The organism is Acutalibacter caecimuris (genome assembly GCF_034335085.1).
In the GTDB taxonomy this organism is placed as follows: Bacteria; Bacillota; Clostridia; order Oscillospirales; family Acutalibacteraceae; genus Acutalibacter; species Acutalibacter caecimuris.
This window is the reverse complement of the sequence record NZ_JAWXXJ010000036.1, coordinates 1-21,100: the sequence shown is the minus strand read 5'-3', so window position 1 is coordinate 21,100 and position 21,100 is coordinate 1. Positions and strand designations below refer to the sequence as shown.

Genomic DNA, 21,100 nt, shown 5'->3' with positions numbered 1-21,100 from the left:
CTCGAAGGGGTCAGGCGGCTTGCCCAGCAGCACGCTGCCGGAGCCGCCGAACACCTCCACGAACCTGCCGTATTCCAGTGGGAACAAGCTGTAGATAATGGGGAGGATGGGCGCTTTGTTGCCCACCCAAGATACCGGCGATTTGATACATCATCATCTCCTTTGTGCGCCGAAAAACCGTCCAGAAAACGAAAAAAGCCGGTACCAACCGTTTTCTGAACGATTGATACCGGCCTAAAATTCTGCTATATTTATTTCATTGACATCCCGCTGTCCAAACCCTCATCTTCCTCCTGTTCATCATTTCCCCACAGGCTGTTGGCGTACTCCACAGCCTCAACACCAGCTGGGCGGTACTCGCCGCACAGAGAGCCGTTGTGGTACTCATCCTCGCCACAGTTGTACCCGATGTCCTCATCGGCCCACTGGTGGGTGAAGTCCAAATCGGGGTACATCTCAGCGAGCTTTGCAATGATTGGCTCAGGCGGCGACCAGGCTGTCTGGAGCCGAAGGGACTTGCCGTCAAACTGGACGCCACCCTCATAGCCATAGGCGTTCCACTTGGTGCCCCAGTTTTTGATGCGCCAGTCATACCAACTGGTGACACCATACTTTTGCTTATTCATAAACGCCCGCCTGCCCAAATCCCAGGCAGCACGGTCGATATCAGGCCGCACCCGGAGGAACGCCTGCTCAGCCTTTTCGGGGATATTGGACAGGTCGAAATTCTCTTTTTTGCCGTTAAAAGTGTAGACTTCTATGAAGTCCTTATAGGCTTTCAGACCGCGGTCTGTGCGGCTCCCTTCCTCCATATCCAGATCCGGGGGCATAGGCACCAGTTTGTTGAAATCGATAGAGCCCAGGCCGTATTCATCACTTTTGACAGCCTCGAACAAGGCCCGAACTCGCTGGGGGTCCCCTTTGATTTCAATAATATTTGTTATATGGTTTGGCATTGTGACCTCCAAAATATCTCTTTGATTTTCTCGCCTAAAGCGGAGATAACCGGCACGGTGACGGCGTTTCCAGCCATTTTATAAAGCTGGGCGTCAGACAGCCCGGTTGCGGCAGCTTTGTGGAACTGTTCATCACTAAAACCTTGCAACCTCCAGCATTCGATAGGCATAAGCTTGCGTACTTTGCCATAGTGCAGATTGCCGTCTGCATCTTGCACAGGAATGGAAAAGGGAGCCTGCCCCTCTACGAAAACGCCCGATTTACCACCCTTAAATTTGCCGATGCCTGCATCCTGATTTGCCAGCAGACACCTTGCGTTTTCGGTCAGTTCCGGGTTTTCGTTCAGGTCGATAAAAAAGTACCCCTGATTATTTCCAGGGGTGACCGTGTGCGCGATTTTATCTCCGACCCGCCCGCGCCGGGTATTCATGGTGGCGTAGGCCAGGTCGATGCTGTCGCCGGGATGGGCAAGCTGATAGCCGGATTTTGTCATCACCTTGATGGGCAGGCTCACGTCATAAAGCCCGCTGCGCCCACCAAAACCGCCAGCCGTGCTTGTTAGAGTAATGGACACTCCTGCTGGGGAGTAGACCCGGCACCCTTCCGGGCCGGGTAAGACTTGCTCAAGAGACGCTCCATTTGCGTCTGTGAAAGAAAGTATTTCGCCGGAACATCGCTCTCTAAGATATCCGACAATATACACCCTTTTGCGGGACTGGGGGACTCCAAAATCCTTGCTGTTAAGCACCTGCCATGCGACATCGTACCCCAGTTCATCCAGCGTACTGAGGATGGTCGCAAACGTCCGGCAGTTGTCGTGCGAAAGCAATCCGGGAACATTTTCAAGCAGCAGAAATGCAGGTCTTTTAGCGGCGGCAAGGCGGGCAATCTCAAAAAAGAGAGTTCCTCTGGCATCATCTGCAAATCCTCTCCGCTTTCCAGCGATTGAAAAACTCTGACAAGGAAAGCCGCCGCAAATAAGGTCGATATCCGGCAGCGCTGCCGGATCGATGGTTCTGGCGTCTGCAAAAAACACTTCTCCTTCCGTATCGTACATGGTGTTGTAAGCCTGGTTTGCATACTTATCTATCTCGCAGTGACCGACGCATTCAAAGCCGCCTACAGCCTCTAAGCCGGAGCGGAAACCGCCGATCCCCGCGAACATATCAAAAAATCGGATAGCCATGCGCCATCCGACCACTTCACTGTATTAACTTTCACCTCACATTTTCATGCCGAAATCTTCATCTTCGTCCATGTCCGGCTCCTGTTCCTCTGCCAGTTCTTCCTCGGTGAGCTTGCGAAAGGAGTCCTCGCTGGGGATGATCCCCAGCGCACGGCCATTGTCAAACTTACAGTGCAGGGTGCCGATATCGTCTACGGCAATCACAGTGCCCCGCGTGTTATCCTCAACACGGTGGATGTCGTTTCCCATGCTCAGCAACATGATCCGTGTGCCGCTGGGGTACTCGGCCTTGTAGCGCTCAGCCATCCGATGCAGCCTATCCCATTCGTTCATCTCGAAAACCTCCTTTTACATACCGCCCATCCCTTGATGGGGTTCCAGGTGCTCGTCCAACTCATCCTCAGTGCAGAGAAAATAGTCATCACTGCTGTTCCAATATGAAACATAGAGGTCGCCCTCGTCGGTTTCGATGGGCCGCTGCTCGAAACCTTCTCCAAGGCCGTCTGAACACTGTCCAAGAATTTCCTCCCGCAAATCCGCCATTTCCTCTGCCGTGAGCGGCTCCTTGAGGTGACAATCGATCCGGCCTAAGAGCCTGCCGTCGATATCCTCCACTGTCCAAACTGCTGACATGAGCTTGGCAGCTACACCGGCATTTCTGTCAAGATATTGCGCCATGTCACCCATTTCGGGGGCCTGCTCGTCGGCAATGCCCTGCTCGATCTGGTCTTGGTACGCCGCCAGGAACCCGCTGCCCACCTCGATATACTCGTCGCACTCGCCATCGTCAAGCTGGCCCACCAGAGGGCAGTAAAGCGTCAGCTTGACTGGCCCGGCAGCCTGGGTCATGGCCTTGATATCATCGAACAGCTTTTCCTTAGTGGGATACTGATTGTGGACGATATTCTGTTCCAGGTCTGTGAGGATTTTTTCTCTGGCAGTGCTGACGGCGAAGGCCACGGTGTTGGCGTCGGCAAGGGTATCGTTCCTGCCGAACACCCGCAGCAGGCGGTTGCCGATCTCGCTATCCGAGGACAGGGTGACTTCCACATCCTTATCGTCATGGAGCAGGATATTTTTCGGGGGCTTGTTGATGCCAGCCTCCCGCATATCATGGTAGAGCTGATGGATATCCATGGGCAGCTCCCGCTCAAGGGCTGCCCCGGTTTTGTTGGTGATTTTTACTTTTATCATGCTAAATCCCCCTCATCGCAAGGCCCAGGTCATCATCTAAAATCATTTCCAGCGAACAGCCGCTGTCCATGCAGACGAAGCCGCCCTCAACAAACTGCCCCTCTCGATCCTCGCTGATTTGATTGCCCAGGGCGTCAAAGTCGATATAATCCTCCAGTTCGGGTGAGGCACGATACTCGCTGTCAAAGCTGACAAAGTGATGGCCCACATCCTCATCCGTTTCTGCGTCTTTGATGAACACAAAATCCTCCAGATGTCGGGCTATTCTCATGATTTCACCGCTGCTGGAAACGTCGGCATACTCCACGACCGCCGCCAGCTTTTCAAAGTCCTCAGCGGTTTTCGGAAATGCGTCGGCCAGTTCATTTGCCACCCCGAGGCCATGATCACGCAGCATGGTTCCCAGGTGCTGTATCCAGGTTGGATCGTCCAGCATGAAATCTGTGAAAGCTACCCTGCACATATCCGGGGACGGCGCGCCCATCCGCCTGGCCGCTTTGATGATGGCGAGTTCATCTTCCGGCAGGTACAGGTACTCGGTTTTGGAACCGTACTCCATCTGCGCGATGGCAATAATGTCCCGGCGGGGCTCGCAGTAGGGGAAAGTTGCGCCGTGGTAGACCTCCCGGTACGGCACGTCCTCACTCGTGAAGAGCAGTCCGTAGGTGGTGGGGGTCCCATTCCCGCTGGTCAGCAGTTCGCGGCCCGCCTGTTCGAAATTCAGTTTGTCGATTTCGGAAGCGGGCAGAGCCCCCATCGTGTTGAGCAGATATTTCCTGCCCACAGCGGCCAGGTCCGTGACGTTTTGCACCAGCGTGTACCTTTCCATATTAAAGGACAGGTTGATGAGGCCATTGAGGTCTGATGGCTGCTCTACCTGCACCGCCGCAAAAAATTGGTCTTGCTCGTATGGTGTGAACCGGTCGAGGCTTTTGGCGAGGAAGTTCAGTTCGTCCAGATCGATCTCCTTTCCATTCAGCATGGCCAGGGCCTCTGGAGATAGTTCGTCGGCAGTGACCTTGAAGGGCGCGGTACGGAACGCTTTGACGAGTGCCTTTTGAATTTCTGCTTCGCACAGGGGGAGGGTCAGTGTGGTCCGCATGGGGCCGTGCCAGATTTTTAAGGTTATCATAGATTCAGCTCCTTCCTAAAATAAAAAAGCCGGTCGCTTGTTCTCGGAGAAATTTCTCCAGCGACCGGCTATGTATGCAACGGGCTATCGCCCTTATGCACGCAAATGCATTAATTATTTCAAAGAGTGGCTCCTTATGGGAACCGCTCTTGCTTTTTTCCTTTTTTACGAGGGTTCGAATCTATTTTTCGCTTACTGCCATCCACGTTTTTGCACTTTCGAAATCCAGGCTTTTGAGATGCAAAAAACCGCGTGGTTACGCGGTTTTTTGCCCAAATATCTTTTTGGTTTTCTTAGGATGGTGCGGGCGACAGGACTCGAACCTGCACGGTTGCCCACCAGAACCTAAATCTGGCGCGTCTGCCAATTCCGCCACGCCCGCGTCTATTATTCCATCGCTATTATACCTCTTTTCGCCCCAAAGTGCAAGAAAAATTTCTGCGGCCCTTGCTTTTTCCCCCAAAATGTCGTATCCTATGCTTTGCGGCCCTGCCTGTGCGGGGCCGCGGTCAGTCGGAAAATCCTGACCTTAAACAATACTAGGCCTGTCCCGGCCGCAAGTGTCCGGGGGATACCCATACCATACTCCGGGGATGGCGCGCCCGTGTCCGGGAGCAGGCCGCAGGAGGTTACTGCTATGTCAAATGTTTCTACAAGCGCTGGAAAAACCCGTTTTCTGGTACTCAGCGGGGTGATAGCCGCCCTGTACGCCGCCCTTACCTATGCCGCCGCCGCGTTGAACCTGGCCTACGGCCCTGTGCAATTCCGGTTTTCCGAGGCCCTCACGGTGCTGCCGGCCTTTACCCCGGCTGCGGTGCCCGGCCTGGCGGTGGGCTGTTTCCTGTCCAACCTGGCCAGCCCCCTGGGCGTGGTAGATTGGGTCTTCGGCACCGGCGCCACCCTGCTGGCCGCTTTGGGAACCTGGGCTGTTTCCCGTGTCTGCTATAAGGGGGTGCCCGTCCTGGCCCCTGTACCCCCGGTGATTGCCAACGCCCTGATCGTGGGCCTGGAGGTGTCCTGCCTCTCTGAAAGCGGCGCCTTCTCCTGGGGGGCTTTTTCCCCCGCCGCCTTTGCCGCCGGCGCCCTCTCCGTAGGCTTGGGCGAGCTGGTGGTCTGTTTCGCCCTGGGCCTGCCCCTGGCCGTCGCGCTGGAAAAAACCGGCGCTGCTAAGATGTTGCGCGCCTGAGGTTGTGGCGGGTGGTACCAGGGAAACTTTTTGAAAAAAGTTTCCCTGGACCCTTCAAAAACTTTTGTGCCGCTACCAAAGTGACGCCTGCCCGGAAAGGGGGCGGCCCGGTAACGGACGGCTTGCGTGTGTTTGCGTTTAATTTTTTGTTGTTTTACTTAACGGCTTATTTTTGCTTTGTTTTCTTTACTTTTTCTTTATTCCTATTCTTTTTTTCCTTTTTTGCTTTTCCTTCTTTATTTACTTAGGTGCTCGGTTTTAAGGGAAATAGCTTTGGCTTTCATGATTGAATGGCGGCTATCCCTTTTGAACGGTGGGCAGATGAAAGGCGCCGCTGGTTTTGTGCCGGGCAGCCTTCTGGCCGGCTTGTCTGCCCAACGATAGCCTGGGCCGGGGTGGCCCGCCTGTTTTATCTAGATTGAGAATTGGAAGTGATGTCATGTCCCTGTCAAGCCTGGCCCAATGGAAACACCGGGCGGCCGAGTGGCCCAAGACCGCCCCGCCGGTACGGGTCATTGTAGCCAGCTTTTTGCTGCTGGTCATTCTGGGGGCCCTGCTGCTTACCCTGCCGGTTTCTTCGGCAGTGGGCGGGTTTACCCATCCGCTGGACGCCCTCTTTACCGCTACCTCCGCCACCTGCGTCACCGGGCTCTCGGTACAGGACACCACCTCCCACTGGTCGGTGTTCGGCCAGGTGGTCATCCTGCTGCTTATCCAGATGGGCGGGCTGGGGCTTTCCACCTTTGCCACCGGGTTCTCTTTGCTGGTGCGCCGGCGGCTGGGGCTTAGGGAGATGCTGCTGGCGGGCGAGGCCTCCGGCGGCGATATGCCTGACACCGCGGCCTTGCTCAAGCTGATGCTGGGGTTCACCTTCCTGTGCGAGGCGCTGGGGGCCGGCCTGCTGATGCTGCGCCTGGTGCCCGCCTATGGGGTGCGGGGCATTTGGCCCGCGGTGTTTGTGGCGGTATCCGCCTACTGCAACGCCGGGTTTGACATATGGGGCTTTGTGCCGGGCAACAGCAGTATGACGGCCTTTGCCGGGGACCCCCTGGTCAGCCTGGCCATCTCCCTGCTGATCATCACCGGCGGCCTGGGCTTTGTGGTGGTACGGGACATCTATCTGTGCAAGATCAAGGCCCCCCTGCGCCATCAGGGGGCCAAGCGCCTGAACTTCCACTCCCGCATCTGCCTGCGGGCCACCCTGGCCCTGCTGGCGGCAGGCACCTTGGGGTTCTTTTTGCTGGAGTATGACCGCACCATGGCCGGCCTGAACTTTTTCGAAAAGCTGAACGCCGCTTTTTTTCAGTCGGTAAACACCCGTACAGCGGGGTTTGCCTCGGTGGATATCGGCGCCCAGGGCAGCTTTACCAAAGTCCTGTCTGTGGCGCTGATGTTTGTGGGCGGTTGCCCCGGCTCTACGGCGGGCGGGGTAAAGACCACCACCCTGGTGGTGTTGCTGATAACGGTGATATCCACCCTGCGCGGCCAGGAGGAGGTATCGGTGCTGCGGCACCGGTTCACGCCGGGGGTGGTGTACAAGTCCCTTACCGTGGCCCTGCTGGGGCTGGCGGTGGTGTTTGCCGACGCCACGGCCCTCACCCTTTTAAACCCCCAGCTACGGTTTATCGACCTGCTGTACGAGGCCGCCTCGGCCTTTGGCACGGCGGGGCTCACGGCCAATGTCACCACCCGGCTGGAGCCAATCTCCCGGCTAATCCTGTGCGTCACCATGTTCATCGGCCGGGTGGGGCCCCTGTCCTTCGGGGTGTCCATCCTGATGCGCGCCAAATCCTCCCCGGCCATTTTGCCGGAGGGCAGGATGCTCATCGGCTGATGCCGGGGCCGGGGCCCCAACCGGAAAGCGCTGCGCCAACCCGGCGGGGCGCTTTCTTTTTTGGGGGGCCGGGGAGGCGGCCGGCGTGCCCCTTGGCGCGGCCCACAAAATGTAAATAAACTGTGGCCTGCCTTGCAATCCCCAGGGCTATCGTGTTATAATAACGGGGAATGGAAATCATCAGTATGAGAGGATAGGCGTATGGCAAACAATATATTGACCAAACTCTTTGGGAATTATAGCAAGCGCGAGCTGAAACGCAACCAGCCCCTGGTAGACAAGGTGCTGGACCTGGAGGGCCGCTACCGGGATATGGATGACAGCAGCCTAAAGGCCGAAACCGCCCGGTTCCGCCAGTTGCTGGCACAGGGGAAAACCCTGGACGATATCCTCCCCGAGGCCTTCGCCGCCTGCCGGGAGGCCATGGACCGGGTGCTCAGCAAGCGGCTGTTCCCGGTGCAGGTCCAGGGCGGGGTGGTTTTACACCAGGGCCGCATCGCGGAGATGAAAACCGGCGAGGGCAAGACCTTCACCCTGGCCCTGCCCGCTTACCTGAACGCCCTTTCCGGTAAAGGGGTGCACATCGTCACCGTAAACGAATACCTGGCCAAGTACCAGGGGGAGATGATGGCGCGGGTATTCAACTTTATGGGCCTTACCGTGGGCTTGGCCCTGACCGGCATGGGCCCGGATGAGAAAAAAGCCGCCTACGCCTGCGATATTACCTACGGCACCAATAACGAGATGGGCTTTGACTACCTGCGGGATAATATGGTGATCTATAAGGAGCGCAAGGTGCAGCGGGGCCACCACTACGCCATTGTAGACGAGGTGGACTCCATTTTGATCGACGAGGCCCGTACCCCCTTGATCATCTCCGGCCAGGGGGAAAAGGCCGGCGACCTGTACCAGCGGGCCAACACCCTGGCCCGGGGCCTGAAACTGGTGCGGGTAAAGGAAACCGACGAGAAAGAGGACAACGACGAGCTCTACGCCGGGTATGACTACATTGTAAACGAAAAGCTAAAGACCTGCTCCCTCACCCGCCAGGGCGTAAAGCGGGCCGAGGAATTCTTCGGCCTGGAAAACCTCACCGACCCGGAGAACATCCGCATCCAGCACCATGTCAACCAGGCCATCCGGGCCTGGGGCATTATGCACCGGGACCAGGACTATGTGGTGAAGGACGGCGAGGTCATTATTGTAGACGAGTTCACCGGCCGGCTGATGTACGGCCGCCGGTATAACGAGGGCCTGCACCAGGCCATAGAGGCCAAAGAGGGGGTGCAGGTGGCAAGGGAGAGCAAAACCCTGGCCACCATCACCTTCCAGAACTACTTCCGTATGTACGCAAAACTCTCCGGCATGACCGGCACCGCCATGACCGAGCAGGAGGAGTTCTCCGAGATCTACAAGCTGGACGTGGTAGAGATCCCCACCAACCGCCCCATGGTCCGGGAAGATTGCCCCGATGTGGTGTATAAAACCGGCGAGGCCAAGTACCGGGCGGTGATCGAGGACATTGTAGAGCACCACCAGAAGGGCCAGCCGGTGCTGGTGGGCACCATCACCATCGAAAAGTCCGAGATGCTCAGCAAGCTGCTGAAAGCACGGGGCGTAAAGCATGAAGTCCTCAATGCCAAGTTCCACGAGAAGGAGGCCCAGATCGTGGCCCAGGCGGGCCGCAAGGGGGCCGTGACCATTGCCACCAACATGGCCGGCCGCGGCACGGACATCCTGCTGGGGGGCAACGCCGAGTTTATGGCCAAGGCCGAAATGCGCAAAAAAGGCTATACCGAAGAGCAACTGGTAGAGGCCACGGCCTTCAGCCACACAGAGGACGAGGAGATCTTGCAGGCGCGGGAGGAGTTCGCCCGGCTCAATAAGGCGTACGAGGCCCAGATCGCCCCGGAGGCCGAAGCGGTAAAGGGGTTGGGGGGCCTGTACATCATCGGCACCGAGCGCCACGAGAGCCGCCGGATCGACAACCAGCTCCGGGGCCGTTCCGGCCGCCAGGGCGACCCTGGCAAAAGCCGGTTCTATATCTCCTTGGAAGACGACCTGATGCGCCTCTTCGGCGGGGAGCGGCTTTCCGCCATGATGGACCGGCTGCGCATTGACGATGATATGCCCATCGAGGCGGGCATGGTCAGCAACTCCATCGAGAGCGCCCAGCGCAAGGTGGAGAGCCGGAACTTCGGCATCCGCAAAAACGTGCTGCAATATGACGAGGTGATGAACAACCAGCGCAAGATCATCTACGGCCAGCGGGACCAGGTGCTGGACGGGGAGGACATGAAACCCGCCATCCTGAAAATGCTGGAAGAGGCCATCGAGGCCAATGTCAAGCGGTATCTGCCCGAAAACATCCCCCACGACGACTGGGACCTGGAGGGCCTGCGGGAGCACTATATGGGCTGGCTAATCGGCCCTGGGGACCTGGACTACAACCCCCAGGAGATAGAGGATCTGGAGCCCGCCTTTGCCGCCGGCGAGATTCTCAAAAAGGCCCAGGCCCTGTACGAAGAGCGGGAAAAAGCCTTTACCGCCCCGGTTATGCGGGAGATCGAGCGGGTGGTGCTGCTGCGGAACGTGGACCGGGAGTGGATGGACCACATCGACGCGATGGAACAGCTACAGGACGGCATCCGCCTGCGGGCCTACGCCCAGCAGGACCCGGTGGTAGAGTACCGGCTGGAGGGCTTTGATATGTTCGACGCCATGATCGCCACCATCCGGGAGAACACCGCCAAAGATATCCTCACCGTGCGCCTGCGCACCCCCGAAGCCCCCCAGCGGGAGCAGGTGGCCAAGGAAACCAGCGCCGGCGCCGCCGGGGACGGCACCGTGAAAAAGCAGCCCCAGAAAAAGCCCAAAAAGCCCGGCCGCAACGACCCCTGCCCCTGCGGCAGCGGCAAAAAGTACAAAAAGTGCTGCGGGCGGGACGCATGAGCCACCCATGCCAACGAAAAGAGGAAAACGGAGGACGATATGGAACCAAAAAGATGGGCCTCTCTGGCCTTAAGCCTGCTTTTGGCGGCGGTTTTTACCGGCTGCGGCTTTTTGCCCTCAGAGGATTTCGACGACTACGACGTGTCCAGCTACATCCAGGCCCTGCTGGACAGCAGCTACCACAACACCCACGAAAGCTTTATGTCCGTGGCCCACGCCACCCAGGAAACCGCCCAGTCCAACAATACCACCACGGTGGAGAACGCGGCCGTCAATTTCTGCAATGCTTACAGCCTGTCCCCTACAGACCAGCAGTTGGCGGGCTTTCAAGACGTTATGTCCAAGGCGCTGCTTTCGGCCCGGTATACCGTGCAGGATGAGCAGAAGGTAGACACCGGCTACACCATCCAGGTCGATGTATCCTCCATCAGCAGCCTGTGCGGCCTGCAAGAGGAATTTGCCAAGCTGCGCACCCAGGCTCAGGAAGAGGCCGCGGCGGCCAACAGCACCCCCGAGCCCGCTGAGGACGGGGATGAGGATGAGGACGAAGACGGCTGGGATGAGGATGCATACGGCGAGGAGGAGCCTACCCCCATCCCCGCGCCCACCCCGGCCCCTACCCCGGCGGTAGACGCCTACCAGTTGTATATCGATAAGGTGCTGGAGTATTGCCGGGCCAAGGTCAGCCAGGTAGACTACGAGCCCCAGGCCGTGTCCATTGTCATGGACATCCGCCTGACCGACCAGGGGGAACTGCAGTTGGACCTAAACCAACTGGACGCCATTGACCAGGCCGTACTGCTGTTTTCCAAATAAGCGGCCATAAGGAGGAAAACCTATGGAACAGACTGATTTCTGCACCACCCTTTTGCTTGACTTGCACCACACCGCCGCGGCGGCGCTTTTAGAGGGATACCGATACCCCTGGCAGGCCCTGGGGGAGATCGGCGCTTTCATCAAGGCCCTGGGCCAAAACCTGCCTGCCGGGGACTACGCCCACCCGGAGGAGTTCGTGTGGATTCACCGCACCGCCAGGCTGTTCCCCAACCACTATATAGCCGGGCCCTGCATCATCGGCCCGGAAACCCAGGTGCGCCCCGGGGCCTTCATCCGGGGCAACGCCCTGGTGGGGGAGGGCTGCGTGGTGGGCAATTCCACCGAGCTAAAAAACGTCATCCTGTTCGACGGGGTCCAGGTGCCCCACTACAACTATGTGGGCGACTCCATTTTGGGCCACAAAGCCCACATGGGGGCGGGGGCCGTCACCTCCAATGTCAAGCAGGATAAATCCCCGGTCACGCTGGCCTTTGGGGAAAACCGGGTGGATACCGGCCTAAAGAAGTTCGGGGCGGTCTTGGGTGATTTTGCCGAGATCGGCTGCAACGCCGTACTGAACCCCGGCACGGTCATAGGCCGGGGCAGCCGGGTGTACCCCCTCGCCATGGTGCGGGGCGTGGTACCGGCAGGGCATATCTACAAGCGGGCAGGGGAGATGGTGGCCCTGCGCTAGAGTCTGTTTTAAAACCGGAGAAATGCCGGATTTTTGTCCAAAAACGAGGGCTTTCAAGGAAAAAACCGCAAGAAAGGCTTGCTGCCTTTCGAGGATTTTTGACACAGAAAGCACCGTTTTTAGGCAAAATAGACGGCGTTTCAGAGTTTTAAAGCAGACTCTAAAGGCCGGGCCAGGCTGACGGGGTAGATTTTCTGGGAATGGAGAAAGCCTTTGGATACGATTATGGATTTTTTACAGTCCGGCGCACTGCCCGCCGTGCTGCTGATTTTGCGTGTGCTTGCGCCCCTGCCCGCCGTCTATGTGGTCTGGCGCTGCTACACCTCCTTTAAGCGGGGCCAGCGCCGCCGGGACCCGGTGGTCATGCTGGTAGACAAAACCTCCGGGGCCCGGTTCCCCGTGCTGTATTGGGAGAACTCCGTGGGCCGCAGCAAAAGCTGCGATATCTGCCTGCCCGTGGCCGGGGTTTCCCGCGACCACGCGGTGTTCATGCGCCGGGAGGAGGGCTGGTTCATCTGCGATACTGGCTCCAAAGGCGGGGTAAAGGTGAACGGCCGGAAGATCAACGCCCCCAAGCTGGTGCGCATTGGGGACAGTATAGGGTTCGGCGAAGTGGCGCTTACCCTATACAACATCAACCAGGCCCCGGAGAAAAAGCGGCGGGCGTTCCAGGCCCTGCTCCGGGAGGCCGCGCCCCCCATGCGGCTGATGCTGGCCGCCACCCTGACCCACCTGCTCATGGCCCTACAGGCCGCGGTGGCCTGGGAAGGGGGCCTGCCGGTTTTCGCCCCCCAAAACCTCCTGCCGGAGCTGGGGGTGCTGGTTATTGGCTGGGGGCTGTATGTGTTTTCCATGCGGTTCCTCCACCGGGTAAGCTTTGAGGTGGAAACCGTCGCCTACCTGCTCTCCGGCATGGGGGTAAACCTGCTGGCGGCCTTTGGCCCCGGCGCGGCCCGTACCCAACTGGTGGCCATGCTGCTGGGGGTGCTGCTGTTCTGCGCCCTGATCCGCTTTATGGATGACCTGGACCGGGTGGCCAAGTACCGCCTACCCATTGGCATAGGGGCCCTGTGCCTGTTTGTCCTGAACCTGCTGCTGGGCACCACCCAGTACGGCTCCCGCAACTGGATCCACATCGGCCCGGTCAGCATCCAGCCCTCCGAGTTCATCAAGATCGCCTTTGTGTTCGTGGGCACCTCTACCCTGGACAGGCTCCAGACCAAAAAGAACATCACCGAGTTCCTGGTGTTCACCGGGGCCTGCATCGGGTTCCTGTTCCTGATGAAGGACCTGGGCACCGCGCTGATCTTCTTTGCCACCTTCCTGATCATCGCCTTCATGCGTTCGGGCAGCGTGCGCACCATTGTGCTGATTCTGGCCGCTGCGGCGTTGGGGGTGTTCCTTATCCTCACCTTTATGCCCTATGTGGCAAGCCGGTTCAGCGCCTGGGGCCATGTGTGGGACGACCCCTACGGCGCCGGCCTCCAGCAGACCCGGGTGCTGACCTACACGGCCAGCGGGGGGCTCTTCGGCATGGGGCTGGGCCGGGGGTACCTCAAGTATATTTTTGCCGCGGACAGCGACCTGGTGTTCGGCCTGCTGTGTGAGGAACAGGGCCTGGTGATGGGGCTGGTGGTGCTGCTTGCTTTGGCGATGTTCATCCTCTACGCCCGCAGCGACGTGACCCGCAGCCGTTCCACCTTTTTCTCCATCGGGGCCTGCGCCGTGGCCGGTATGCTCCTGTTCCAGGCCGGGCTTAACGTGTTCGGCTCCACAGACATCCTGCCCCTTACCGGCGTGACCCTGCCCTTTATCAGCGCGGGCGGCTCCAGCATGGCCTCTGTCTGGTGCCTGATGGCCTTCCTGAAAGCCTCCGACGAGCGCACCTATGCCGTGCGCCGTTCCGGGGCCCAGCGCCCCCCGGCCCGCAAAGGGCCGCCCAAAGCGCCGCCCCGCCACGCGGCGCCCCCTGCTCCGCAGGAGATGGAAGATATCTATAGCTGAAATCCAGCGCCGGTATACAAAAAGCTTTGGAAGATTTTTAAGCAGCTTTTCTCAAAAAGTTGCTTAAACCGGGTGTGGGGCAGCGCCCCATGGCCTTGGGCGCGCCACTTCGGATAGGAAAGGGGAAACCATGAAAACGGTCGGGTTACGTTCATTTGTATTATATATCCTTTTGCTGGCCTTTTTAGGGGGGGCAGGCTGGCTGCTGTTCGGGCTTGTAACCCAGGGGAGCCGCTGGGCGATGCAGCCCTACAACAGCCATATTTATGATGAAGACGCCACCGTAACCCTGGGGGACATAGAGGACCGGGACGGCCAGATACTGGCCACCAGCCGGGAGGGCCGCCGGGTATACAGCGGGGATGAAACCACCCGCCTGGCACTGCTGCACACGGTAGGGGACACCGCCGGGTACATCAGCACCAGCGCCCAGTACACCCTGCGCACCCAGCTAACCGGCTATAACCTGATCACCGGCCTCAACGACACGGTGTTCAACCGCATGGGCAGCCAGGTCCGCCTTACGGTGGATGCGGAAGCCTGTGCCGCGGCCTATTCCGCCATGAACGGCCACAACGGCGGGGCCATCTTCTACAACTACAAAACCGGCGACGTCCTCTGCAAGGTCAGCACCCCCAGCTATGACCCGGAGAACGTCCCCCCGGATATTGAGGAAAACGACGCCTACCGGGGCGCTTACCTGGACAACACCCTGTCCGGGGCCTTTACCCCCGGCAGTATTTTCAAGCTGGTAACCACGCTGGCCGCGATGGAAAAGTGGCCGGACGGCTGGAGCGGCCGCACCTATGCCTGCTGGGGTGCCGAGGAGATCGGCGGCAGCGAGATCACCTGCCTGGGCTACCACGGCGAGCTGGATATCGGCGGGGCCCTGGGCCACTCCTGCAACCTGTACTTTGCCAAGCTGGCCAATGACATCGGCAGCGCGGACTTGCAAAAAACCGCCGAACAACTGGGCTTTAACCAAAGCCTGCACTTTAGCGGCATTGCAACAGCCCCCAGCGAGGCCAAGTTGGAGGGCGCCAACCCCAACCAGTTGGGCTGGGCGGGCGTGGGCCAGTACACGCTGCTGGCCAACCCCTACCAGATGCTGACCTTTATGGGTGCCGTGGCCGGGGGCGGCACGTACGTCCAGCCCCGGCTGACCGAGGGCGGGCTGTTCGGCGGCCTGGGGGGCGCCCGGCTGCTGGACAGCGCCCAGGCGGCCAACCTAAAGGCCCTAATGCGCAGCAATGTGGCGGATTACTACGGCGACGCCCTGTTCCCTGAGGGCCTGCAAGTCTGCGCCAAAACCGGCACCGGCGAGGTAGGGGAAACCCAGGCCCCCAACTGCTGGATGGTGGGCTTTTGCGACAACGAAACCTACCCCATCGCCTTCGCGGTGGTGGTAGAGGATACCAACAACAGCCTGGTAGAGGCTGGCGGCGTGGTCAACGCGGCGCTGCGCCAGCTGATCAGCTAGGCGTCTGCCGGCCAAACCAAAAAGCGAAATCAGGAGGGATTATCATGCAGATCGAAAAACTGGCCCCCGCCTTTAAAGATTACCTCTGGGGGGGCACCAGGCTGCGGGACGTATACCACAAGCCCTGTACCTTGCCCAAAGTGGCCGAAAGCTGGGAGCTCTCCACCCACCCCGCCGGGGAAAGCACGCTCAGCGGCGGCCGGTGGGACGGCCAGCCCCTCTCGGCGTACTTTGCCCAAAACCCCCAGGCTATGGGGGAACACTGCCGGGACTTCCCCAACTTCCCGGTGCTCATCAAGTTTATTGACGCCAGGCAGCCCCTGTCCATCCAGGTGCACCCCAGCGACGGGTACGCCCTGCGGGAGGAAGGAGAGTACGGCAAAACCGAAATGTGGTATGTGATGGACTGCGACCCCGGTTCCACCCTGTACTTCGGGGTCAACCGGGCGCTGGCCCAAGAAGAATTCCGCCGCCGCATAGAGGACAATACCGTAGAAGAGGTGCTAAACCGGGTACCCGTGCACCCCGGCGACGTGTTCTTTATCGAGGCCGGCACCCTCCACGCCATCGGCGCGGGCATTTTGATCTGCGAGATCCAGCAGAACTCCAACTGTACCTACCGGGTATACGACTACGCCCGTCTGGGCCCGGACGGCCAGCCCCGGGCGCTGCACATTGACAAGGCCCTGGCCGTTTCCCGGCTCACGCCCTCCCCGGCCCCTGTCCAGCCCACGCCCACCGCAGTGCCAGGGGGGACCCAAACGCTGCTGGCCTCCTGCCCTTACTTTACCACCCACCGCTACCGGGTAGATACCACCGTCACCCTGACCGCCGGGCCGGAGAGTTTCCTCTCCCTTATGGTGATGGAGGGCAGCGGCACGGCCGCCGGCCCGGAGAACACCGTGGCCTTTGTACCGGGCGACAGCCTCCTGGTGCCTGCCGGTTCAGGGGATGTGCAGGTCAGCGGCCCCTGCCTGCTGGCCGTCACCCAGGTGTAGGGGGTAGCCGCCATGAAAATCCTGCTAATGGGCGAGCCCATGGGCCTGTTTATGGCCGAAGAGCCCGGCCCCCTGCACCGTGCCGGGCGGTTCCTGGCCTCCATTGCCGGGGCCGAGTACAACGTAGCCGTAGGGCTGGCCCGGCTGGGCCATACCCCCGCCTACTGCACCCGGCTGGGGGATGACCCCATGGGTGCCCGCATCCTGGAGGGCCTGCGGGCCAACGGCATCGATACCGGCCTTGTCACCCTGGCAAAGGGCGGGCAGACCGGCCTGATGCTCAAAAGCGCCGCCCTGCAAGGGGACCCGGATATCGCCTACTACCGCAAGGGCTCCGCCGCCTCCCAAATCACCCCCCAAGATATAGACGCGCTGGACCTGTCCGGGATCGGCTGGGTACATATCACCGGGGTGTTCCCGGCCGTGTCCGGCCAGGCGCTGGCCGCGGTGCGGCGGCTGATCGGCCGGGCCACGGCCCTGTCCCTGCCCATCTCCTTTGACCCCAACCTGCGCCCCCAGCTTTGGGCCAGCCAGGAGGAGATGGCCGGCACCCTCAACCAGTTGGCCCAGGCCGCCGGTACGGTGCTGCCCGGTGCCGGCGAGGGCAAGTTGCTGGCCGGGGCAGAGAGCCCTCAGGCCATCGCGGCCTTTTACCACGCCATGGGGGCCGAAAACGTGGTGGTCAAGCTGGGGGCCGGGGGCGCGTTCTGGTCCCGGCGGGACGGCGCCTCCGGGCTGGAGCCCGGTTTCCCGGTGGAAACCGTGGTGGATACCGTCGGCGCGGGCGACGGCTTTGCGGCCGGGGTCATCAGCGCCCTGGCCGAGGGCCTTACCCTCCGGGAGGCCGCCCGCCGGGGCAACGCCATGGGCGCCATCCAAATCAGCCACAAAAGCGACAACGAGGGCCTCCCCACCCGCCCCCAGTTGGAGGCCGTGTTGGCAGCGGGCCGGGTGCCGCCCCCAAGCGCCGTATAAAACCGCCCTCACCATATTGCAAAGGAGTGCTGTCTATGTTAACCCTTACCCACGAACTGCGGGCCGCCCTGACCGTCCGGGCGCTGGAGGCCCGGCAAAACGCCTATTGCCCCTATTCCCATTTTGCCGTGGGCGCGGCCCTGCTCTGCGCCGACGGCGCCGTGTACACGGGCTGTAATATCGAGGCCGCCGCCCTCACCGGCAACTGCGCCGAGCGCACCGCCATCTTCCGGGCGGTCAACGACGGCCAGCGGGCCTTTGCGGCCATTGCCGTGGCCGGCGGCCCCCAGGGGCAGGGCCCCACGTTCTTCTGCACACCCTGCGGGGTGTGCCGCCAGGTCATGCGGGAGTTTTGCGCCCAAGATTTCCCCGTGATCCTCACCGACGGCCAAAGGGAAAAGGTCATGACCCTGGCCCAGCTTTTGCCCGAGTCCTTTGGCCCCGATAATTTATCTTAAAGGAGGCAACCCCATGCGGATGGTAGACGTCATCCAGAAAAAGCGGGAGGGCGGCAAGCTGACCCCCCAGGAACTGCGCTGGTTTGTGGCCGGGGTCACAGAGGGCAGCATCCCCGACTACCAGATCTCCGCCCTGCTGATGGCCATCTACTTCCGGGGCATGGACCCGGAGGAAACCGTCACCCTTACCAAAGAAATGGCCGCCTCCGGCGACAGGGCAGACCTGTCCTCCCTGCCGGGGGTCAAGGTAGATAAGCACTCCACCGGCGGCGTGGGGGATAAGACCTCCCTGATCGCCGGGCCCATGGCCGCGGCCTGCGGCGTCACCGTCGCCAAAATGAGCGGCCGGGGCCTGGGCCATACCGGCGGCACGGTGGATAAGCTGGAAAGCATCCCCGGTATGCGCATGGACCTCCCGCGGGAGGATTTCTTCCAAATCGTCCGGCAGACGGGCATCGCCATAGCGGGCCAGTCCGGCAGCCTGTGCCCGGCGGACAAAAAGCTGTACGCCCTGCGGGACGTAACCGCCACGGTGGAGAGCCTGCCCCTGATTGCCGCCAGCATCATGTCCAAAAAGCTGGCCTCCGGCGCGGACGCCATCCTGCTGGACGTTAAGGTGGGCCGGGGGGCCTTTATGAAAACCCTCCCCCAGGCCATGGAACTGGCCCGGCTGATGGTAGACACCGGCAAGGGCGCCGGCCGCCGCACCGCCGCCCTGATCACGGATATGGAAGCGCCCCTGGGCCGCTGTATCGGCAACGCCCTGGAGGTGCTGGAAGCCGTGGAGGTCCTGGAGGGCCGGGGCGACCCCCGCTTAACAGAGCTGTGCTGCCGGCTGGCCGGGGGCATGGTCTGGCTGGCCGGCCTGGCAGAAACCCCGGAAGCGGCCGTGGCCAAAGCCCAAGCCACCCTGGCAGACGGCTCAGCCCTGGCCGCGTTGCGGGGCATGGTGGCAGCCCAGGGCGGCCGGGCCGATACCCTGGCCCCCGGCGGCCTGCCCCTTTCCCCGGTGCAGGCGGAGGTCCTGGCCCCGGCAGCCGGTTTCATCGCCGGGCTGGACGCGGAGGGCTGCGGCCTGGCCGCCATGGAACTGGGCGCCGGCCGGGAAACAAAAGAGGATGCCATTGACCACGGTGCCGGCGTCCTGCTGCTGAAGACCCTGGGCCAGCGGGTGGAAAAGGGCGAGCCCATTGCCCGGCTCTACGCCTGCGGCCAGGCCCGGTGCCGCCGGGGGGAAGAGCGCCTGCTGGCAGCCCTCACCCTTACGGGCGCCCCCCCGGCAGAGCGCCCGCTGGTGGTGGGCCAGGTCGGCTGAGGCCCCCCGCCGGCGTGGCCGCAAAAAAACAGCGCCCACAGAAGCCCCCGGTAAACCGGGCAACCCCTGTGGGCGCTGTATACGCCCCTGGCCGTACTGTCCTGTGGAACCTTTCTTAATACTCCGGGCCGGTGGTGGGTTCGGGGTATTCCTCTCCAAAGGTGTCTACTGTCACCTTCTCCATAATCTGGTCCTGCTCCGGCCGGTCGTCCCGGTCCCTGGGCACGCTTACAATGGCCTGGGCCACCTCCTGGCCCTCCAGCACCTTGCCAAAGGCCGCGTACTGCCCGTCCAGATAGGCCGCGTCCGCCACCATAATAAAGAACTGGGAACCCGCGCTGTCCGGCTGCTGGGACCGGGCCATGGAGATGACCCCGGTGGTGTGTTTCAGCGGGTTTTCAAAGCCGTTGGCCGCAAACTCGCCGGCAATGCCATAGCCGGGGCCCCCCATGCCCGTGCCCTCCGGGTCGCCCCCCTGTATCATAAAACCAGGGATCACCCGGTGGAAGATGGTACCGTCATAAAAACCCTTTTGTACCAGAGAAACAAAGTTGCGCACCGTGTTGGGCGCAATGTCCGGGTAAAGTTCCACCTTGATCACGCCCTGGTTGGTTTCTATGGTAACGATGGGATTTTTCATAAATATGCCTCCAAATGTTATGTTATTGCACTCCCTGTACAGGGCTGACCGCCCTATGGTTGATAGAATGGCCCCGTTATCCCATAAAAGGCCGGGGAATCCGCCCTGCAAGGGCCCCATTCCCATACACGCCGGATAACCGCCGGGGCTACCCCTGTCCGCGTCCTGTACATTATACCACAAAGGCCCGCAAAAGCCTAGTGTTTTGGGGAGGAAACGGAAATTTTAACATTTAGTTAATAAAAGTGAAAGAGGGATGGCCATGAAACTGATCTCCTGGAACGTCAACGGCCTGCGGGCCTGTATGGGTAAAGGCTTTACCCAGGTGCTGGAAACCGAGGCCCCGGATGTGATCTGCCTACAGGAAACAAAGATGCAACGGGAGCAGGCAGACTTCAACTTCCCCGGCTACCACGAGTTCTGGAACTCCGCGGAGAAGAAAGGCTACTCCGGCACAGCGGTTTTTTCCAAAACCCAGCCCCTGTCCGTGGCGTACGGCATAGGCGTCGAGGAATATGACCGGGAGGGCCGGGCCATTGCCGCCGAGTATCCGGGCTTTATTTTGGTCACCGTGTATACCCCCAACGCCCAGCGGGGCCTGGAGCGCCTCCCCTTCCGTATGGCCTTCGAGGACAGCCTGCGGGCCTACCTGGCCCGGCTGCGGCAGCGCAAGCCTGTGGTGGTGTGCGGCGACCTGAACGTGGCCCACCGCCCCATTGACCTGAAAAACGATAAGAGCAATATCGGCAACGCCGGCTATACCTACGAGGAGCGGGGCAAGTTCGCCGAACTTCTGGCCAGCGGTTTCCTGGATAGCTACCGCTACTTCTACCCCACCCAGGAGGGCGCCTATAGCTGGTGGAGCTATATGAACCAGTCGCGGGAGAAAAATACCGGCTGGCGTATCGACTACTTCCTGGCCGACGAGCGCCTGCGCCCCCAACTGGCCGGCGCCCGTATCCTGGCCGAGTACCCCGGCAGCGACCACTGCCCCGTTGAACTAACCCTCAAGTAGGTTTCTTTTTGCCTCCGGCGGCTTAAGGGGCGCTGCCCCTTAAGAATCCCCGCCACTTTTGAAAAAGGCGAGGGTCGCCAGTGGCGACCGTTCCGAGCCGACCGAACCGGCAGGTGAGACGACAAAACTTTTATGTGTGCTGCCTTTAGGGCTTGTTTGAAAATAGAGGAAATGACGGAATTTTGACCAGAAGCGGTCAGCTTCAAGGAGAAAACCGCAAGGAATACTTGCGTATTACGAGGATTTTCGACGCAGAAGATGGCT

The 21,100-nt window shown here is 60.6% G+C and carries 19 protein-coding genes and 1 tRNA gene; 12 read left to right on the top strand and 8 right to left on the bottom strand.

Going from position 1 to position 21,100, the window contains the following annotated elements; genetic code table 11:
* The 7 genes from U8U01_RS15400 to U8U01_RS15370 form a co-directional block, all read right to left on the bottom strand.
* Nucleotides 1–126: DNA adenine methylase (locus U8U01_RS15400; protein ID WP_322176132.1), on the bottom strand; the 126-nt coding region annotated here is incomplete at its 3' end.
* 125 nt (nucleotides 127–251) lie between these two features.
* Complete coding sequence (locus tag U8U01_RS15395; RefSeq protein WP_322176129.1) at nucleotides 252–956, bottom strand: DUF1281 family ferredoxin-like fold protein; 705 nt, start codon at nucleotides 954–956, stop codon at nucleotides 252–254.
* Entirely contained in the window at nucleotides 941–2,143 is a 1,203-nt protein-coding gene (gene dcm / locus U8U01_RS15390) for a DNA (cytosine-5-)-methyltransferase (protein WP_322176126.1), read from the bottom strand. The genes U8U01_RS15395 and dcm overlap by 16 nt, the downstream gene beginning before the upstream one ends.
* Nucleotides 2,144–2,179: 36 nt before the next feature.
* The gene (locus U8U01_RS15385; protein ID WP_160644326.1) at nucleotides 2,180–2,476 is read right to left on the bottom strand and encodes a DUF4314 domain-containing protein; all 297 of its coding nucleotides are present in this window, start codon (nucleotides 2,474–2,476) and stop codon (nucleotides 2,180–2,182) included.
* 15 nt (nucleotides 2,477–2,491) lie between these two features.
* Nucleotides 2,492–3,337 carry a hypothetical protein gene (locus U8U01_RS15380; protein WP_322176123.1) on the bottom strand — a complete coding sequence of 282 codons (846 nt, stop codon included), beginning with the start codon at nucleotides 3,335–3,337 and terminating at the stop codon, nucleotides 2,492–2,494.
* A gap of 1 nt (nucleotide 3,338) precedes the next feature.
* Nucleotides 3,339–4,469: a hypothetical protein gene (locus tag U8U01_RS15375; protein ID WP_322176120.1), complete on the bottom strand. Its 1,131-nt coding sequence runs from the start codon at nucleotides 4,467–4,469 to the stop codon at nucleotides 3,339–3,341.
* Nucleotides 4,470–4,768: 299 nt separating this feature from the next.
* Nucleotides 4,769–4,851, bottom strand: a tRNA-Leu gene (locus U8U01_RS15370).
* A gap of 255 nt (nucleotides 4,852–5,106) precedes the next feature.
* On the opposite strand from U8U01_RS15370, the gene U8U01_RS15365 reads away from it, so the two are divergent.
* The 11 genes from U8U01_RS15365 (at nucleotide 5,107) to U8U01_RS15315 (ending at nucleotide 19,181) form a co-directional block, all read left to right on the top strand.
* A complete protein-coding gene (locus U8U01_RS15365) occupies nucleotides 5,107–5,655 on the top strand; it encodes a QueT transporter family protein (protein ID WP_322176117.1) in 549 nt (182 codons plus the stop codon).
* A 439-nt stretch (nucleotides 5,656–6,094) separates the two neighbouring features.
* Complete coding sequence (locus U8U01_RS15360) at nucleotides 6,095–7,489, top strand: TrkH family potassium uptake protein (RefSeq protein ID WP_322176113.1); 1,395 nt, start codon at nucleotides 6,095–6,097, stop codon at nucleotides 7,487–7,489.
* Between the two features lie 201 nt (nucleotides 7,490–7,690).
* The gene (secA, locus tag U8U01_RS15355) at nucleotides 7,691–10,441 is read left to right on the top strand and encodes a preprotein translocase subunit SecA (protein WP_322176110.1); all 2,751 of its coding nucleotides are present in this window, start codon (nucleotides 7,691–7,693) and stop codon (nucleotides 10,439–10,441) included.
* Nucleotides 10,442–10,480: 39 nt separating this feature from the next.
* Entirely contained in the window at nucleotides 10,481–11,257 is a 777-nt protein-coding gene (locus U8U01_RS15350; protein WP_322176108.1) for a hypothetical protein, read from the top strand.
* A gap of 22 nt (nucleotides 11,258–11,279) precedes the next feature.
* Nucleotides 11,280–11,951 carry an acyltransferase gene (locus U8U01_RS15345; protein WP_322176105.1) on the top strand — a complete coding sequence of 224 codons (672 nt, stop codon included), beginning with the start codon at nucleotides 11,280–11,282 and terminating at the stop codon, nucleotides 11,949–11,951.
* A 213-nt stretch (nucleotides 11,952–12,164) separates the two neighbouring features.
* Nucleotides 12,165–13,955, top strand: coding sequence for an FtsW/RodA/SpoVE family cell cycle protein (locus U8U01_RS15340; protein ID WP_322176103.1), 1,791 nt, complete (start codon nucleotides 12,165–12,167; stop codon nucleotides 13,953–13,955).
* A 130-nt stretch (nucleotides 13,956–14,085) separates the two neighbouring features.
* Nucleotides 14,086–15,435, top strand: coding sequence for a penicillin-binding transpeptidase domain-containing protein (locus U8U01_RS15335; protein ID WP_322176101.1), 1,350 nt, complete (start codon nucleotides 14,086–14,088; stop codon nucleotides 15,433–15,435).
* A gap of 44 nt (nucleotides 15,436–15,479) precedes the next feature.
* The gene (locus tag U8U01_RS15330; protein ID WP_322176098.1) at nucleotides 15,480–16,433 is read left to right on the top strand and encodes a type I phosphomannose isomerase catalytic subunit; all 954 of its coding nucleotides are present in this window, start codon (nucleotides 15,480–15,482) and stop codon (nucleotides 16,431–16,433) included.
* Between the two features lie 12 nt (nucleotides 16,434–16,445).
* On the top strand, nucleotides 16,446–17,408 hold the full coding sequence (locus U8U01_RS15325; protein ID WP_322176095.1) for a sugar kinase: 963 nt from the start codon (nucleotides 16,446–16,448) through the stop codon (nucleotides 17,406–17,408).
* 35 nt (nucleotides 17,409–17,443) lie between these two features.
* Nucleotides 17,444–17,866, top strand: a complete 423-nt coding sequence (cdd, locus tag U8U01_RS15320) for a cytidine deaminase (RefSeq protein ID WP_322176093.1) — start codon at nucleotides 17,444–17,446, stop codon at nucleotides 17,864–17,866.
* Between the two features lie 13 nt (nucleotides 17,867–17,879).
* Nucleotides 17,880–19,181, top strand: coding sequence for a thymidine phosphorylase (locus U8U01_RS15315; RefSeq protein WP_322176090.1), 1,302 nt, complete (start codon nucleotides 17,880–17,882; stop codon nucleotides 19,179–19,181).
* Between the two features lie 115 nt (nucleotides 19,182–19,296).
* Here U8U01_RS15315 and U8U01_RS15310 read toward each other — a convergent pair whose 3' ends face one another.
* Nucleotides 19,297–19,821, bottom strand: a complete 525-nt coding sequence (locus U8U01_RS15310; protein ID WP_322176087.1) for a peptidylprolyl isomerase — start codon at nucleotides 19,819–19,821, stop codon at nucleotides 19,297–19,299.
* Between the two features lie 262 nt (nucleotides 19,822–20,083).
* On the opposite strand from U8U01_RS15310, the gene U8U01_RS15305 reads away from it, so the two are divergent.
* The gene (locus tag U8U01_RS15305) at nucleotides 20,084–20,836 is read left to right on the top strand and encodes an exodeoxyribonuclease III (RefSeq protein WP_322176084.1); all 753 of its coding nucleotides are present in this window, start codon (nucleotides 20,084–20,086) and stop codon (nucleotides 20,834–20,836) included.
* Nucleotides 20,837–21,100 lie beyond the last annotated feature (264 nt).